Source organism: Robertmurraya mesotrionivorans, from assembly GCF_050971805.1.
Taxonomy (GTDB): domain Bacteria; phylum Bacillota; class Bacilli; order Bacillales; family Cytobacillaceae; genus Robertmurraya_A.
In genome coordinates this window covers 102,467-118,055 of the sequence record NZ_JBPCCH010000007.1, presented here as the reverse complement: position 1 = coordinate 118,055, position 15,589 = coordinate 102,467, and the positions used below count along the sequence as shown (strand labels likewise).

14 protein-coding genes are annotated in these 15,589 nt (G+C 36.5%); 4 read left to right on the top strand and 10 right to left on the bottom strand.

Translation table 11 applies throughout. The annotated features are described in order from the left end of the window. Positions 1–158: 158 nt before the first annotated feature. Both ACRX5O_RS13350 and ACRX5O_RS13345 read right to left on the bottom strand, forming a co-directional pair. Positions 159–2,453, bottom strand: a complete 2,295-nt coding sequence (locus ACRX5O_RS13350; RefSeq protein WP_433906408.1) for a thiamine pyrophosphate-dependent enzyme — start codon at positions 2,451–2,453, stop codon at positions 159–161. Continuing rightward, a complete protein-coding gene (locus tag ACRX5O_RS13345) occupies positions 2,453–3,463 on the bottom strand; it encodes a 2-oxoacid:acceptor oxidoreductase family protein (RefSeq protein WP_433906407.1) in 1,011 nt (336 codons plus the stop codon). Before ACRX5O_RS13345 ends, ACRX5O_RS13350 begins: the two co-directional genes overlap by 1 nt. A 263-nt stretch (positions 3,464–3,726) precedes the next feature. On the opposite strand from ACRX5O_RS13345, the gene ACRX5O_RS13340 reads away from it, so the two are divergent. Next, the gene (locus ACRX5O_RS13340) at positions 3,727–4,761 is read left to right on the top strand and encodes an acyltransferase family protein (protein WP_433906406.1); all 1,035 of its coding nucleotides are present in this window, start codon (positions 3,727–3,729) and stop codon (positions 4,759–4,761) included. A gap of 114 nt (positions 4,762–4,875) precedes the next feature. Further along, on the top strand, positions 4,876–6,621 hold the full coding sequence (locus ACRX5O_RS13335) for a B12-binding domain-containing radical SAM protein (RefSeq protein ID WP_433906405.1): 1,746 nt from the start codon (positions 4,876–4,878) through the stop codon (positions 6,619–6,621). Between the two features lie 32 nt (positions 6,622–6,653). On the opposite strand, the gene ACRX5O_RS13330 is transcribed toward ACRX5O_RS13335, so the two are convergent. Beyond that, positions 6,654–6,794: a hypothetical protein gene (locus ACRX5O_RS13330; protein WP_433906404.1), complete on the bottom strand. Its 141-nt coding sequence runs from the start codon at positions 6,792–6,794 to the stop codon at positions 6,654–6,656. Further along, positions 6,794–6,955: a protein YkzP gene (locus ACRX5O_RS13325; protein WP_162927708.1), complete on the bottom strand. Its 162-nt coding sequence runs from the start codon at positions 6,953–6,955 to the stop codon at positions 6,794–6,796. The genes ACRX5O_RS13330 and ACRX5O_RS13325 overlap by 1 nt, the downstream gene beginning before the upstream one ends. A gap of 135 nt (positions 6,956–7,090) precedes the next feature. On the opposite strand from ACRX5O_RS13325, the gene ACRX5O_RS13320 reads away from it, so the two are divergent. Next, positions 7,091–7,441 (top strand): DUF3905 domain-containing protein, encoded by a 351-nt coding sequence (locus ACRX5O_RS13320; protein ID WP_433906403.1) that lies wholly within the window; start codon positions 7,091–7,093, stop codon positions 7,439–7,441. 114 nt (positions 7,442–7,555) lie between these two features. Then, a complete protein-coding gene (locus tag ACRX5O_RS13315) occupies positions 7,556–7,753 on the top strand; it encodes an alpha/beta-type small acid-soluble spore protein (protein WP_119707319.1) in 198 nt (65 codons plus the stop codon). A gap of 33 nt (positions 7,754–7,786) precedes the next feature. On the opposite strand, the gene ACRX5O_RS13310 is transcribed toward ACRX5O_RS13315, so the two are convergent. The 6 genes from ACRX5O_RS13310 to ACRX5O_RS13285 all read right to left on the bottom strand — a co-directional run bounded on the left by ACRX5O_RS13310 (position 7,787) and on the right by ACRX5O_RS13285 (position 15,576). Continuing rightward, the gene (locus ACRX5O_RS13310; protein ID WP_433906402.1) at positions 7,787–8,752 is read right to left on the bottom strand and encodes an anti-sigma factor domain-containing protein; all 966 of its coding nucleotides are present in this window, start codon (positions 8,750–8,752) and stop codon (positions 7,787–7,789) included. After that, complete coding sequence (gene sigI, locus ACRX5O_RS13305) at positions 8,749–9,498, bottom strand: RNA polymerase sigma factor SigI (RefSeq protein WP_433906488.1); 750 nt, start codon at positions 9,496–9,498, stop codon at positions 8,749–8,751. The genes ACRX5O_RS13310 and sigI overlap by 4 nt, the downstream gene beginning before the upstream one ends. Before the next feature lie 115 nt (positions 9,499–9,613). After that, positions 9,614–10,660: a DUF5667 domain-containing protein gene (locus tag ACRX5O_RS13300; RefSeq protein WP_433906401.1), complete on the bottom strand. Its 1,047-nt coding sequence runs from the start codon at positions 10,658–10,660 to the stop codon at positions 9,614–9,616. 125 nt (positions 10,661–10,785) lie between these two features. Then, complete coding sequence (locus tag ACRX5O_RS13295) at positions 10,786–11,262, bottom strand: hypothetical protein (RefSeq protein ID WP_433906400.1); 477 nt, start codon at positions 11,260–11,262, stop codon at positions 10,786–10,788. A gap of 95 nt (positions 11,263–11,357) precedes the next feature. Continuing rightward, on the bottom strand, positions 11,358–14,429 hold the full coding sequence (locus ACRX5O_RS13290) for an efflux RND transporter permease subunit (protein WP_433906399.1): 3,072 nt from the start codon (positions 14,427–14,429) through the stop codon (positions 11,358–11,360). A gap of 163 nt (positions 14,430–14,592) precedes the next feature. Continuing rightward, on the bottom strand, positions 14,593–15,576 hold the full coding sequence (locus ACRX5O_RS13285; protein WP_433906398.1) for an EAL domain-containing protein: 984 nt from the start codon (positions 15,574–15,576) through the stop codon (positions 14,593–14,595). Positions 15,577–15,589 lie beyond the last annotated feature (13 nt).

The window sequence follows — 15,589 nt, the reverse complement described above, 5'->3', positions numbered from 1 at the left end:
GAACGCTTTCTAATGAAAGCGAACTTTTTCATTTTCTCTTAGTTCTATATCTTAATTTGCTGTGTACCTTTCTCCACTATGAATTTAAAATAAAAATTGTAAAAATATTTCGAACCTAAAAGTAAAAGGAGCAAAGTAGTTAACTTTGCTCCTTCTTATTATAATAATGGATTTTCGTGCTTTGCCTTCAGACGTTGCCATCTCGCTTCAATTTCCTTACCAAAATCATCTAGCATTGGTTTGTTTTCTTCTTTCAGTAAGTGTTTGGTTTTACCCATATAGGCTAACCAATCTGACAATGGTATACGCTTTTTCTTATCTTCCGGATTGTACGTAATGGTCGTTTCCCCTTGTTCCACTTCATATAAAGGAAAGAAGCATGAATTTACAGCAGCTTCCATAATGGTTTGACCAAATCTTTCCTCAGACTTCCAGTTTAGTGGGCAAGTAATTAAGATCTTTCCATAAACTGTTCCCACATTTTGAGCATACCACTGTGCCTTTGCCGCTTTTTTTATCAAATCTTGTGGAAATGCCTCTGTACCAGTAAACACATACGGTATATTCGTTGACGCCATTATTTGTGCGGTATCTTTATGGTGGAATGCCTTTCCTTGCTGTGCTTTTCCTACATTGGTTGTGCTTGTCATATGACCCATTGGAGTAGAATAAGACATTTGTGACCCAGTATTCATATATCCTTCATTATCATACTCAAGCATAATCAGTTTATGATTTCTTAAGGCCGTTCCAATTGCAGAACCCATACCAATGTCCATCCCACCGTCACCAGTAATCATCACATACGTGACATCATCTGAAACCGGTACTTCTCCTCTTTCCTTTAACTCTAAAAATGCTTCAAGTGTTCCTGATAAAGTTGCAGGACCATTTTGGAATAAATTGTGAATCATGGTTTGCTTATGAGATGAATGTGGATACGCAGTTGTGACAACATATGCACAGCCTGTTTGGAATAAAACCACCACATCCCCTTCTATTCCTTTAAAGAATAGCTCGAGACCTGGGAAGATTCCACACCCAGGACAAGCACCATGTCCTGATGCTAGTCTCTTTGGCTTTGTCGTCAAAGCTCGTAAAGGCGGAATTTTCACCTTGAGCTTTTTCGTTTCTTCATCTTGTTTCACTTCAATTAACCCCGTTTTGAATGCATCTCCATACTGAGGTTCTATAACTGGTTTCAGCACATTTTCAACTTCACCAGGCACATGACCATAGTAATCAAATGCCTTCTCAACATAGCCTTTTTCCTTTGCATCAAGAGCAAGCTCAAAGAACTTCGCTGCATCATCGGCGTAAAAATCCTTTCCTCCAAGTCCGAAAACACGACTTAATACAAGTGTTTGATTTTCTTTATCCTCCTGTAAGGCAGATTTCACCTCATGAGTGAGGTTTGGTCCGTTTGCTCCATATGAATCTGCTCGTTCCCCAACAAGAAGTGCTTTTATATTTTTCAGTGCCTCACGAATCTGTTCAGAAGGGAATGGACGAATAATATTTGGGCTGATTACTCCAGCTTTTATTCCTTTAGCTCGGAGCTGGTCTACTACATCCTTTGCAGATTCTGCCGCAGAATTTAATAAGAATAAAGCAACCTCTGCATCCTCCATTCCGTACAGGTCAAGTACGGGATATTCCCTACCTGATATTTTTTTGTACTGCTCTGCTACCTCTTTAAAAACATCGCCAGCTGCATACATTGCTTCCGATTGCTGGAAATGGTTGTTTAATAGATCATCACCATTCATATGTGCTCCGATAGTGACAGGTTTTTTAGGGTCTCGAGCAAAATGATAATCAGTTGGACATTCTCCTACAAAATTTTGTACTACTTTTCGATCTTTAAAATAGTTTACCTTACGCTTTTGATGAGAAGTAAAGAAGCCATCATAAGCGACTATCACCGGTAATCTGACCTTTGAGTGCTCAGCTATTTTTAGAGCCATTATGTTCATATCATATACTGCCTGAGGCGTTCTTGCCGTTAAGATCACCCAGCCCGTATTTAACGCAAAATATAAATCAGAGTGATCTCCTCTTATATCTAGCGGTCCACTAATAGATCTAGTAACCAGATTCATAACCATCGGGAATCTTGTGCCAGATTGAACTGGAAGCTGTTCAAGCATATACATTAATCCATTTGCACTTGTCGCATTAAACACACGTGCACCTGTTACAGCAGCTCCGTAACAAATACCTGCAGAACCGTGCTCTCCATCCGCTGCAATCAATTTTATATTATGCTCCCCACGAGCTTTCATCTGATCTAAATATTGTGCTACCTCTGTTGATGGGGTAATAGGAAAGTATCCCATTAAATGATAGTTAATTTGAGCTGCTGCCATAGCGGCCATTTCATTCCCAGATTCAAATGTAGCTAATTGTTCAGGCAAACCCATTGCTTGTAATTCTTTTTCTAAAGTTGCCATTACCTTACACCCCCTACAAATGGAAAGTATTGTTTTACTGAATGTTCTTTTGCATAACCAATCATTTCTCGAAGGTCATTTAACGCTTCTGTCGGACATGCCTCTACACACTTCAAGCAGCCTTTACAATATTGATAGTCAATTCCTTTAAGGAACGTCTGCTTTCGGCCTCGTTTATCTTCGCCTTCTTCCCAAACGAAGCAGTAGTCAGGACAAACTGTATCGCAAGCAGCACAATTGATACATTTTTCTTGATGGAATTCTGGAACAAACCCTTGTCTAGAGCCACTTAAATCCTTCAAAATACTATTCGCTTGAGAAATCATTACTCCCCCAATAGCCTGTGTGTTATATCCAAGCTGCGGCACAGGTCTTGTAAAGGATCGTCCTTCCGCATACTCTGGTACCTCGTAAGTTTTGAATTGCACTTCATTATATCCACGATCAAATGTACGAATGTTCGGTTCTACTAAGTGAGGATATTTCTTTTCAAAAGTTTTTCGAATAACATTCCGCATAGATTCAGGATTTAAAAAACTACATATGCGGAATAAGGCACCTAGCATAGCAGTATTCACTTTTGTTTTTTCTTCAACGGCAATGCTCAGTGCATCAACGATGGCCAGTGTACCATAGTTAAGTTTCAAGTCTTTTTTCACGTCATCAAAATCTCTAGTTGAATTAACCAATACAATACCGTCACCAGTTAAACCGCTTACGACATCAACCGTTTTATATAAAGCCTCGTGAAAAACCCCAATTACATGAGGCTGCTCTATTGGACTATGGTCTCTAATGGCGACTTCAGCATCGCAAAACCGGATAAAGCTCTTTACTGGTGAGCCTTTCTTTTCTGAACCATAGGAAGAAAAGTTTGAACCATTCAATCCATGCCCAAGTACCCCAGATTCAGCTAACATTTTTCCGGCTAAGTTCGCACCTAATCCTCCGATAGATTCCAATCGTATTTCAAAAAAACCTAACTCATTTTTAACAGGTAAAATTGACATAAGCCCCTCCCAAACGAAACGTAATTGTTTAAATTTTAAGGCAATGAGCTATTTTACGCTGTGATAAATATCAAACAATTGCAATTTTTTTATGAAACAGCTACTTTTTTCTTTGATTTTCCCTGTAAAATTAAGCGAAATCCGTTATATAACAGATAAATCCATGTACTAAAACAGATCAAAAAGAGGGTTGGCAAAAAGTGTCAGGTTTTATGACTAGAAAAAAAGGGTAAGAAATAGTAGACTTTCGGGAGGAGGATAAGATGAAAAAACGAGACTACTACTTTGATAATGCAAAATTTATTTTAATCTTTTTTGTTGTGTTTGGTCACTTAATCCAATCGTTCATTCAAGACCACCATACGGTCTATACTATATATAAAACGATATACACCTTTCATATGCCAGCTTTCATTCTCATCTCAGGCTACTTTGCTAAAGGATTTCAGAAGGAAGGCTATTTACGGAAAATTTCCCTTAAACTAATTATTCCTTATTTAATTTTCCAACTAATATATTCGGTTTTCTATTTCTTTTTAGATTCAAAAGAGACTTTTGTTGTGGACCCATTTGATCCCCATTGGTCACTTTGGTTTTTAATCAGTCTTTTCTTTTGGAATCTATTTTTATTTGCTTTTACGAAAGTGGATAGGAAAATTGCCCTTACGGTTGCTGTTATTCTAAGTTTACTTGTTGGGTATGTAGATTGGATGACGAATTATTTAAGTCTCTCAAGGACATTTGTATTTTTCCCACTCTTTTTACTTGGGTTTTATTTAAAAAAGGAGCATTTTAAAGTCCTTACAAGTGCACCGTACCGAGCAGCATCATTTATTCTATTTGCTATCGTCTTCACTGGTTTTTATGTAGCACCTGATATGAACTATCAATGGTTATTTGGATCAAAACCTTACGAAGCATTAGGCGCAGAAATCTATACTGCACCTATGATGCGATTGGGGCTTCTTTTGCTAAGTACTTTGCTGGTTCTAGCCTTTTTCTCACTCATTCCTAAGAGGCAATTATTCTTTACTCCCTTTGGGAAAAATACACTTTACGTCTATTTGCTTCACGGATTTATTGTTCAGCCATTTCGCCATAGCGAAGTACAAGATTATTTTTATAATATGGAAACCTTCTTTCTGCTTCTATTAATTTCATTTGTTATTACAGTGTTGCTCTCAAGCAAGCTTTTTACGACCTTTGCACAGCCTTTAATAGAACTAAAGATGTCACGCATGAAGCAATTCTTTACAAGATTTCAGCAATATATAGAAAAAAGGAAGCTCAGTCATTAAGACTTCGGCTTCCTTTTTTTCTATGCGTATGTATGTTATGTTTTCCCTTCTCTATATTTGGAGAAAATATGATAAAATATACTGATTGTATCAAGAAACACAAAGGAGCAAAAGATGAAAGTTATTGCAGCAACACTTAACGCAAAATTTATTCATACAAATATAGCTATTCGTTATCTTAAAGCTTATGCAGAACCTGAATTTGAAGTAGAGCTTTCAGAATATACGATCAAGGATCCAACTATGAATATAGTGACAGACCTTGTCCAAAGAAAGCCGGATGTAATTGGATTTAGCTGTTATATATGGAATATTGAAGAAACAATAAAAGTCATTAGTATGATTAAAAAGATTAATCCTTCGATTCAAATAGTAGTAGGTGGTCCTGAAGTCACTTATGATGTGATGGAATGGATGGAAAAAGTACCTCAATTTGATTTTATTGTCATTGGTGAAGGTGAGGAAACATTTAAAAATCTCCTTCAGCAGTTTGACTCTGAGAAAGATTATCGACAAGTGGCTGGAATTTCCTACCGTACCGAGACTGGAGAAATCAAACTAAATCCGCAGCGTCATAAGCTCGATTTACGTGAACTTCCTTCTCCATACCGTTTTAAAGAGGATATTGAACACCTAGGAAAACGAGTGTCGTATATTGAAACTAGCCGTGGATGTCCTTTCAGTTGTCAATTTTGCCTTTCTTCTATTGAAGTAGGTGTACGTTATTTTGATCGGGAAAAAATTAAAGAAGATATCCGTTATTTAATGAAAAACGGTGCAAAAACTATTAAGTTTGTTGATCGAACCTTTAACATTAGCCGTAGTTATGCTCTAGAAATGTTTCGTTTTCTTATAGACGAGCATTTACCTGGCACAGTGTTTCAGTTCGAAATTACTGCTGATATCATGCGACCTGAGGTTATCGAATTTCTAAACCAAGAAGCACCTCCAGGCTTATTCCGCTTTGAAATTGGTGTTCAATCTACAAATGATTATACAAATGAGCTTGTGATGAGAAAACAAAACTTTGAGAAGCTTACTCGTACCGTAACGATGGTTAAAGAAGGAAAGAAGATTGATCAGCATCTTGACTTAATTGCGGGGCTCCCTGAAGAAGATTATGATACGTTCAAAAAGACATTTAATGATGTATTTGAGATGAGACCTGAGGAACTACAACTAGGATTCTTAAAAATGCTAAGAGGTACTGGTTTGCGTTTACGAGCCGCAGACCATCAATACATTTATATGGACCAGTCCCCTTATGAAATACTAGGTAATAATGTTTTATCCTTTGATGATATTATTAAAATCAAACAAGTTGAAGACGTGCTAGAGAAGTATTGGAATGATCATCGTATGGACCATACGATTGAATATTTAGTTACGAACTCCTTCTCTTCATCCTTTGAATTTTTTCAACAATTTGGGTCTTATTGGGAAGATAGAGGATGGTCTAGAATAGGTCACCAGCTTGAAGATTTATTTAAGCGTTTGTTTGACTTTATCAAATCCATAAATCTTCCTGACCAAGATATTATCTTAAGCTTAATGAAGATAGACTATTTGGAGAATGCAAAATTTAAACCACGAAAATCCTGGTGGGAAGATCGTCTTGAGAAGGATGATAGATCGGCACTTTATCACATGTTTCTTGAGGAGCCTCGCCTATTAGGAGAAGATTTTGCGGCTTTAGGTATTAAAGAGAAGGAGCTTTACAAGCATTCCATCGTAGAAGAGCTTTCTTTTGACTATCAAGAATATATGCAAACAGGAGTATTTTTACGAAGAAAAACAAGTCTGTTAGCATATTTTGAACCTACTAAGCAACAATCACTATTATTCGGAACAAAAAAATGATAAAAAACTAAGGAGTGCTTTTAAGCACCTCCTTAGTTTTTCTTATTTTGCTTTTTCTTACTTCCTTGCTTTTTTTCACTATTCATTAGTGGAACTTCATAATGTTTTGCTGCATTGATATCACCAAACTCACTTCCAAATTCAACATTTGGTGCTTGTTTTTTATTTTTCATTAGGATCTACCTTTTCTTCCTTGTTTAGAATTTCGATTAAATCCCTTCATCGTGTTCTCATCAGAAGTGAATTCTGCTGAGAATTCAGATTCATTTACATTTTTCTTAGGTGTTTTGCTATATTTAACGGCTGCATCTCGCTCTGCTTTTCTTTTAGCCATTTTTCATTCCTCCTTAATGGAATTACATATATTTTTCACTCTTCTTTCATGTTTCAATCTTCCTTTTTTTGTCTTCATTTTCTACTTATAAAAAACCACTGAAAACAAAATATAAAAGAAAAAGGGATGAATGCTATGAGCAAAAAAAGAAAGAAGATCGAAGAAAATTATTCAATTGACGGGACATTACCACATCAAATAAACTCTCCTGACTTCAAGGGTACAGGCATAACCATTCAACCACCATTTATTAACTCTCAAGGGGTTGTTATCGGAGATAGCCAATATGCTTCACCTAATTCGCCATTAGAACAATGGAGTAAGGATACGGATCCTGCCATTATGTCAGGAGACGAATGGGTACATCCGACAAATGATATTGGATGGAATACAAGTGAAAATAGGGAACTTGTGGAAAGTAAGAAAAAACCAAAGGGATACCCTTTTATGCACCCTACAAAAGATGTTAGTCATGGGAAAGATTAATACCACTTTTCCCTCAAATACGAAAACTTACCACTTATGTAATTAAGTCATTACTTGCATACTACACATACAGAGATGTTTTCTCTGTAATTACTAAAAAAAGGAGCTGAGATTATGGCAAGGAATAGTAACAAGCTTTTAGTTCCAGGCGTGGAGCAATTTTTAGATCAAGTTAAATACGAAATCGCTCAAGAATTCGGCGTTACGTTAAGTGGAGATACAGTATCAAGAGGTAACGGTTCAGTTGGTGGAGAAATTACAAAGCGACTTGTAAAACAAGCACAGGCACAAATGTCAGGTCGTAATTTTTAAAAAACTTCATATAAATGGCAAAAAGCCACCGCATTATTTGCGGGGCTTTTCTTCTTTTTTACCATTATTTGTTTTTTCTTGTTTCTTTACTGAACTCATATTTTTTTCATTTTTTTTTATTTCATTATTTTGTTGTCCGGGATTGTTTTGATTAGATTTACCATTTCCAGAGTTTTGTGGTTGCTTCAGTTCATCTTTTTGAGCATTTGGATTGGCGTTTCCATTCCCATTATTATTAGCTGCAGGTATATTTGTTGTATTGTTATTTGGTTCAGTCACGCTTGGAGCAGGTGTTTCTACTGATGTCTCCTCTTGCTTCATGTTATCTTCTTTCTTTTCCTTTGCTTTCTCTTTTGCTTGCTGAGCTTTGTATTTACCAACAGACACACCTTGTTCTTTTGCCTCTTTTCTTTCTTCAGCAGTCGCTTGAACATCGGCAATTTCCACTTCAGTTTCTTTCTTTAATGAATCAATCACTTGATGAAGTTTTTCATCTGTTTTGTTTACTTGAGTACCAGCAAAGACCGTCCCAACGACAATTTCCTGCGTTTCAGAATTTACTTCCTGGTTTTCAATACTAGATAAGATTTCAGATGATACTTTATCAACTTGCTCATTTTTCCAATCAATGTCAGCAATAACTTCTTTACCGCTCTCGTTATAAGCAATCACGTCTATCACTTCTAGATCTTTATTTACAGCAAGTTCAATGCTTGATTCTCCATCTATCGACATATAAGCATAAACTTCGTTATCCACTCTAGATGGAATGAAAGTAAATAAAAGAAGAAGAGAAGCTGCGACAAGTATTCCTGCTGTTTTTTTATGAAAAACCTTGCTCCATCCATTAAAGAAACTTTCTTTCTCAACCGGAACAAAGGAGATTTCTTGTCCTATTTGATAATTCCTATTTTGTTTAGGTGCCTTTAAAAATTCACCTTCGGGGGTTAATAAGGTTAAAAAACGATCATTAACTTCCATTATGATTCCTTGTTTCACGTTTCCAACACCCCTTTGACATAATCCTGTAAATATAAATAATCATTCATTAAGATAATAGATATAGCAATAATATATTTTCGATTCCGCTCGATCGTCTTCCTGCTAACACTTACAGAATCCTCAATTTGTTTGATTGGGAGTCTCTTTTTCTCTACTAAAATTTGCTTGATCTCTTCATTAGAAACGATTTCCTTGGCAACTAGCATGGCGTTTTTTCTTGCATCCGCATGCTTTGGAGAGTTCTCTACTAAATCTTTAAAAGACAGATCAAATTCCGTTAGAAGCTTTGAGAAATGCATGATTTCTTGCCTTCTTAACTCTTCGTCCGTTTTCTTGTAGTACTCATCTAGGGACATATTTGCTTCTAGACTAGTCTGAGTAACCTCTTCATCAGTTTCCTCAAATCCATTAACATCCATTGATAGATTTTGATGCTTGATTTGCTGACGTATATAATCTATTACTCGCCTTTTTATAATAACCTCTGCAAAACTAAGCAGGGAGCTGCCTTTATCTGAACTATACTTTTGTATCGCTTCATTAAATGCAATTAATCCGATGCTAAACTCATCGTCTGTTTCACTAATATATCTTTTACAAACGGAAGATACCGTTTTTGCAATAAAGGGTTTATATTGATGAATGAGTTCATTTTGAAGTCCTTGATCTCCATTTTGAATGGCAAAAACAGTCTCTTCTAATGTGCGTTTTTTCTTTTTTGGTAAAAATAATAAACCTAACAACAGCTTCACCTCACTTATCACCATATATCATACGATACTTTGTTGGGATTTTTAAGGGTAAGCTTTTGGAAAAAAGAGAGCCATTTAAAAAATGGCCTCTTTTTATGAAGAAATGTTAGTTTTTTCCGTTTTCTTTTTGTTCACTCGCATTTGATTTTTGCTGATTATTTGACTTATTTACTTGTTGCTTTTCAGCTTTTTTCTCCTGCTTTACTTCTTGCTTTTCAGCTTTCTTTTGAGCTTGATCAACCTTCACTTGATTTGTTACTTTTGCAGCCGGAGCAGGAGTCGTTACTGCCTCAGTATTTTCTTCGATAACCTCTTCCTCAGTAGTTGTTTCATCTACTACTGTTAAATCTGTTTCTTCAGTTGTTGTTTCATCTTCAGTGTCAACTGGAGTCACTTCTTCACTTTCTTCTTCAGACGCTTTCTTTTCAAGCTTAGCCATTTTTTTAGCTAGTTTTGCATAACTCTTTTCAATATTCTTTTGTAGAGCTGCTTTAGCCACAGGATTTTTTACTTTTTCCATTGCCGCTGTGAGAGCAATTATATTTTGAGAAATTTGCTTTTCAACTTCTTCCGTTTCTTCAACTACTTCTTCATCATTCTCAATAATTTCAATCGTTGCATCTACATCTTCTTCTGTTGCTTCTGTAGGATCAACCTCTTCTTCTGTTGTTTCCTCAGTTGCATCTGTATTTTCACTTACTGTCTCTTCAGCAACAGATAGATTTTCTAAAGCTTTCTCCATTACAGCTAAAGCCTCTTCCTCTTGACCTGCTGAGAATAATGCTTCTGCTTCTGCTAATCTTTCTGTTGCGAATTCAGCTAGTAACTTTGCTTCCTTTACATCATCAAAAGTTAAGATTAACTGTATTTTTTCTAACGCCGTTTTTGCAAAATAGAAGAAATCTCCTGGTAATAGCTCTGGCTCTTCTACTTCGTTTGTATTTTCATCAACGAGTGCGTCATCTAAAGAAATAACTTCCTCGTTTGTATTTGTTTCTTCACTTGTAACTGTTTGTTCAACCGCTTGAGATTCTGTATTCTCATTTTCATCTGCAAATGCTTTAGATGTTGTCAATGAAAGTGAACCAGCTAAAACAATAGCAAAGGCTCCTTTTATAATTTTGTTCATATCAAAGATTGTATGTTTGTTCATCTTATTCACCTCAGTTGTATTGTAAGAAGCGGCCGCTATCTTCTAGTCACTAAATACCTACGAGCAACATGTGAATGCTATGGGGGTGTAAAAGTAGAAAAAACAAAAAAAGTTCTAACAAAAAGTTAGAACTTCACTTTTGGTACCTTTGCTCTTAAAATTAGGTATCTGATCACGAAACCAATAAGCAATCCAGGCACCAAAAAAATCATAGGAAGAAAGATTGGTCCAAATACGACACCAAAAAGCTTCACTTTTTTTGATAACATCAACCCGACCGTAACTAAATAAGCTCCGAAAGCAAAAGGAAGATAAGAGTATTCCTCCGTTTCTGGCATTGCAGATCGGTATGCATCCCACATAGCGAACATATAAAGACAAGGGTAAAACATCAGCCATTGATAATCAAGTACTGCAAATGCTTGATCTATCTCCCATAAAAAACTTAACATAATGGCCTCATTAAAATTACTCATTACATTAACAACAAACTCAAGTAGTACAAATAGTACCCCTTTCACGTAGCTTCCACTAAGAAGCTGACTAAATCCAGGTAGCGCAATACTCCACAATACAGCTTCTAACTTCCCTTGTTTTTTCATCCTAATCACCAGCTAATTTTCATTACTTATAGGTTGTACGAAATAAAGAAGAATTATCACTTGAACATGCAAGACTTTTCCTACATTTTTCGACATTAGACATTATTTCCATTAATTTTCGAAATTCCTCTATCAAAAAGGCTATAAACAACTGGGATAACAAACAATGTTAAGAACGTCGAGCTGATTAATCCACCAATCACCGTAATCCCCATAGGCTGATTAATTTCTGTACCATCCCCTATACCAAGCGCAAGCGGAATAAGTCCCAAAATCGTTGTCAAAGCGGTCATTAGAATCGGACGAAACCGTTCTTTTACAGAAATTACAATTGCTTCAGTCGTTTCCATTTCTTGATTCTTCTTTTGATTGATATAGTCTATTATTACAATTGCATTGTTAACGACAATCCCTGCTAGAACAATTACTCCAATGATAACGGTCAAGCTAATTGGCGTGTTTGTAATGGTCAGAGCGAGGGCAACTCCTATAACCATTAACGGAACCGTAAACATGATAACAAGTGGATATTTCAAGGACTCAAATTGCGCTGCCATAACGAGATACACAAACGTAATAGCCAAGACAAATGCTAATAACAATTGATTTAACGCACTATCAAGCAATTCACGATCCCCACTAAAAACAACTTCTGTTTCATCTGCTAGTTTCAAGTTTTCAATCTCTCGATCCACTTTTCTTGAAATAAAACCGAGATTCGTCGTGTCTTTATACTTTACAGTAAATTGAACAGCAGCCTGTTGGTTAATTCTTTCTATTTTGACAGGTCCATATCCACGGTTAATATTGGTAACATCACCTAACTCAATATAGTTTCCAGCAGGGTTTTTTATTAGCAGTCCTTTTATGCTTTCCATACTTTCGCTTACGCATTTATCATATTCAACAATTACTCGATAGATCTCTGAGTTGTCATCTACTATTTGGGTGGCAACACTCCCACGAGTTACGTTATTTACAATCATCGCAACTGCCGCTGGTGTCAAGCCTTGCTTTAATGCTTCCTTTCGATTCACCGTGATCTGAATTTCTTCTAGTTGTTCCATTAAGTCTGTTGTAACCTCATTTACTTCACTCAGTTTGTTCAACCTTGCATAGATTTTACCAACCGATTCTTCTAGCCTCTCCTTTTTCGTGTCCAGGATGCTGAATGTAAGGGTATTGGGATTCGACCCAGCAGTTGACTGCATATTAAATGATAGTTTAGCGGTTTTATTCGTGGACTTTGCTGCCGCTTCAATTGATTCCTTTACGTCATCCGCAAATTGAAAGATGGAGCGTGTACGTTCATTAAGCGGTTTCATTTTTACGTACATCTCTGCTTCATTCGCGTTTCTTGCTCCTCTGAAGGAGCCCTCCTGTGTTGTTCCAATTAGGCTAACAAATGTCTCAACATCCGATTCCTTTTTAAGCTCTTTTTCAATGGAAGTTAGTACTTTTTCTGTTTCTGATAACGCCATTCCATTTCCTAACTTGACACGAATGGTAAAAAATCCTTCGTCCGTTTTCGGTAAAAACTGCATACCTACAGTTGTTAAACTAAACCCTCCTCCAACTAATAGCAAAGTCGAAACGATTAAAACAAATATTCGATGTTGTAAACACCATCTCACTCCCTTTTCAAGCCTAAGAAGAACATAGGAGCTTTGTCTTTCCTTCTCAGCATTATGTATAGATGCCTTTAATAACCTACTTGCTAGCATAGGAACTACAGTTAACGATACTAACAACGACGCTATTAAGCTAAACGAAATGGTCACAGCAAATTCTTTAAAAAGCTCTCCAATAATTCCTGTAATAAAAACAACTGGTAAAAAGACAGCAACTGTTGTAAGAGTAGAAGCAGTGATGGCCCCACCTACCTCTTGTGAGCCAACACGAGCCGCTTCCTTTGCATTCTTGCCCAACGCCAAGTGACGATAAATATTTTCAATGACCACGATGGAGTTATCCACCAACATTCCAATCCCTAATGCTAGTCCTCCAAGAGTCATAATATTAAGTGTATAATCTGAAAAATACATTAATACAAAGGTAAAAATAACTGAATACGGAATAGAAACACCGATAATCAGTGGACTTTTTACATTTTTTAAAAAGAAAAAAAGAACTAGCATTGCAAATAGGCCACCAAGGAGTAAGGAAGTTGTTATATTTCCTATGGCTTGTTTTATGTATTCCCCTTGATCAAATATAATATCTGACTGAATATCTTGATATTTTTCCTTATTCAACAGTTTCTTTAATTCTTGAACAAATGCTCTAGATACTTCTGCGGTATTCGCATCAGATTGCTGAAGAACACTAAGAAGCACAGAAGGATTTTCATTTGTGCGGGTAATGGTACGATCATCCTGATTTTCTAGTTTTACATCACTTACATCACGTAACTGTATCTCATCACCCGTTAAAGGATTCATTGACACCGTTAAATTTTGTAATGTGTCTATAGAATCAAGGGTGGATATAATTCTTGTCGTTAGTTGTTTACCTTCAGTTAAAATTGGGTTGCCCGGCATCGAAATATTATTGGCCTGAATCAAATCGACTAAATCGCTTTGACTTAATGAGTACGCCTTTAATTTTTCCTGATCAAGTTCAACCTTTACTTCCTTTGCAGAGGTTCCAGATAAATTTACGCTCGCAACTCCATCCACTTTTGTTAACTCCAGTTCTAATTCCTGGGCTAACTGTCTCAACATCTCCTCATTCTCATCCGCACTTAACGATAGTTGAATTACGGGAAACTGCGAAGGGTCAAATTTTAAGAACCTAGGCTTTTCTGCATCGTCTGGGAGAGTTGTTAAATCAATGCGTTGAATAATTTCATCCTGTATTTCATCAATATGTGTCGTCCAAGAAAATTGAAGAAGGATAAAATTTGCGCCTTCCTGTGAGGTTGAGGTGAGAGTTTTTATACCAGGCAGAGTGGCTAAGTTACTCTCCAGTGGTTTTGTTATTTTTTCTACAATCTCCTCAGGACTTGCACCTGGATAATTCGTTACTACCACACCTACAGGAGGTTTTATCTCCGGTATTAGCTTTAAAGGGATATTCACTACCGAAACGATTCCTAGAATCAGCACTAAGAACATTGTGACAATTGTAAAAACTGGTCTTTTTATAGCATATTCGCTAATCTTCATTCGATTGCTAACTCCTCTCAAACCCTAACAGATTCAGCCGACTGAAAGCTTTTATGCCCCATATTATAAAGAAGCACAATATCGTATGCAAATAAGCGCTGTATTCAAACTCTCTGCTAAAAAAGCTTCCCCATTATTGGAGAAGCTTACATAAAAAGTATTCTTATAGTTGTAGATTTAGATATTGATCCCCTGCTTTTGGTTTTCCAATAAAATACCCTTGAGCTAGGTTCATCCCGAGGTCTCTACACAACTCTAGTTCTTCCATTCTTTCAATTCCTTCTGCCAGAACTTGAATGTTTAGGTCTTGTGCAACTAGTTGAACTTCCCTTAAAAACTTTTGTTTCTGCCTATCTTGATCGCAGTGGTCAATATAGCTTCGGTCAATTTTTACATAATCGGGATGTAGCAGTTCTAGCATGTCTATTGTAGAAAAGCCTGAGCCTACATCATCAAGGGCTACCTTCATCCCCTGTTTTTTGTAAGTGATAAACACCTTTTGCAAATGTTCAACATCTTCGATTTTCTCTGTCTCTACAACCTCAAACACTAAATCTGTTGGATCAATTCCATATCTATTAACTAGATGAAAGGTATGCTGTAGACAAAATTCCGGATTATAAATGGTCGATGGCAAAAAATTAATAAAGCTTTTGACCCCTTTTTTTATATACTTTCTACGAGTCTGTATGGCCACCTCTCTTGCCCTTTGGTCGAGCATCGATAGTAGCCCTGTTTTTTCTGCCACCTGAAATAGCTGTCCTGGTGGCATTTGGTTCATGCCATTCGTACGTAAAAGAGATTCAAATGCAAATAATTGGTTGTTCTGTAAATCGATGATTGGTTGTATATGTCCAATTAACTCCCCAGTTTGAATTACTTGAACAATCTCCCGATTTTTTACTCTCTCTAATAAAACAGGTAAAGACGTCAATAATATTGGCTTTACCCTTTCACTCGATAAAGCTGCTTTTACTTCCGGACGATTTTTCAGATCTATAGTCAGTGTATTTAAATGGTCTTCTAATTCTTGAAACGAAGAGTATTCATACTCAGTAAAAGTATTCTCATTATTCATCCCCTCGATAAATAAGTACCCTGAGGTATCAATTTTGTAACTAACTCCGCATTCGGTACATTTTTTCATAGAAGCTCCTCCA

Bases quoted from the DNA above. Each gene is read 5' to 3' on its own strand.
- ACRX5O_RS13350 (WP_433906408.1), bottom strand. From the start codon at position 2,453: ATGGCAACTTTAGAAAAAGAATTACAAGCAATGGGTTTGCCTGAACAA.
- ACRX5O_RS13345 (WP_433906407.1), bottom strand. From the start codon at position 3,463: ATGTCAATTTTACCTGTTAAAAATGAGTTAGGTTTTTTTGAAATACGA.
- ACRX5O_RS13340 (WP_433906406.1), top strand. From the start codon at position 3,727: ATGAAAAAACGAGACTACTACTTTGATAATGCAAAATTTATTTTAATC.
- ACRX5O_RS13335 (WP_433906405.1), top strand. From the start codon at position 4,876: ATGAAAGTTATTGCAGCAACACTTAACGCAAAATTTATTCATACAAAT.
- ACRX5O_RS13330 (WP_433906404.1), bottom strand. From the start codon at position 6,794: ATGAAAAATAAAAAACAAGCACCAAATGTTGAATTTGGAAGTGAGTTT.
- ACRX5O_RS13325 (WP_162927708.1), bottom strand. From the start codon at position 6,955: ATGGCTAAAAGAAAAGCAGAGCGAGATGCAGCCGTTAAATATAGCAAA.
- ACRX5O_RS13320 (WP_433906403.1), top strand. From the start codon at position 7,091: ATGAGCAAAAAAAGAAAGAAGATCGAAGAAAATTATTCAATTGACGGG.
- ACRX5O_RS13315 (WP_119707319.1), top strand. From the start codon at position 7,556: ATGGCAAGGAATAGTAACAAGCTTTTAGTTCCAGGCGTGGAGCAATTT.
- ACRX5O_RS13300 (WP_433906401.1), bottom strand. From the start codon at position 10,660: ATGAACAAACATACAATCTTTGATATGAACAAAATTATAAAAGGAGCC.
- ACRX5O_RS13295 (WP_433906400.1), bottom strand. From the start codon at position 11,262: ATGAAAAAACAAGGGAAGTTAGAAGCTGTATTGTGGAGTATTGCGCTA.
- ACRX5O_RS13290 (WP_433906399.1), bottom strand. From the start codon at position 14,429: ATGAAGATTAGCGAATATGCTATAAAAAGACCAGTTTTTACAATTGTC.
- ACRX5O_RS13285 (WP_433906398.1), bottom strand. From the start codon at position 15,576: ATGAAAAAATGTACCGAATGCGGAGTTAGTTACAAAATTGATACCTCA.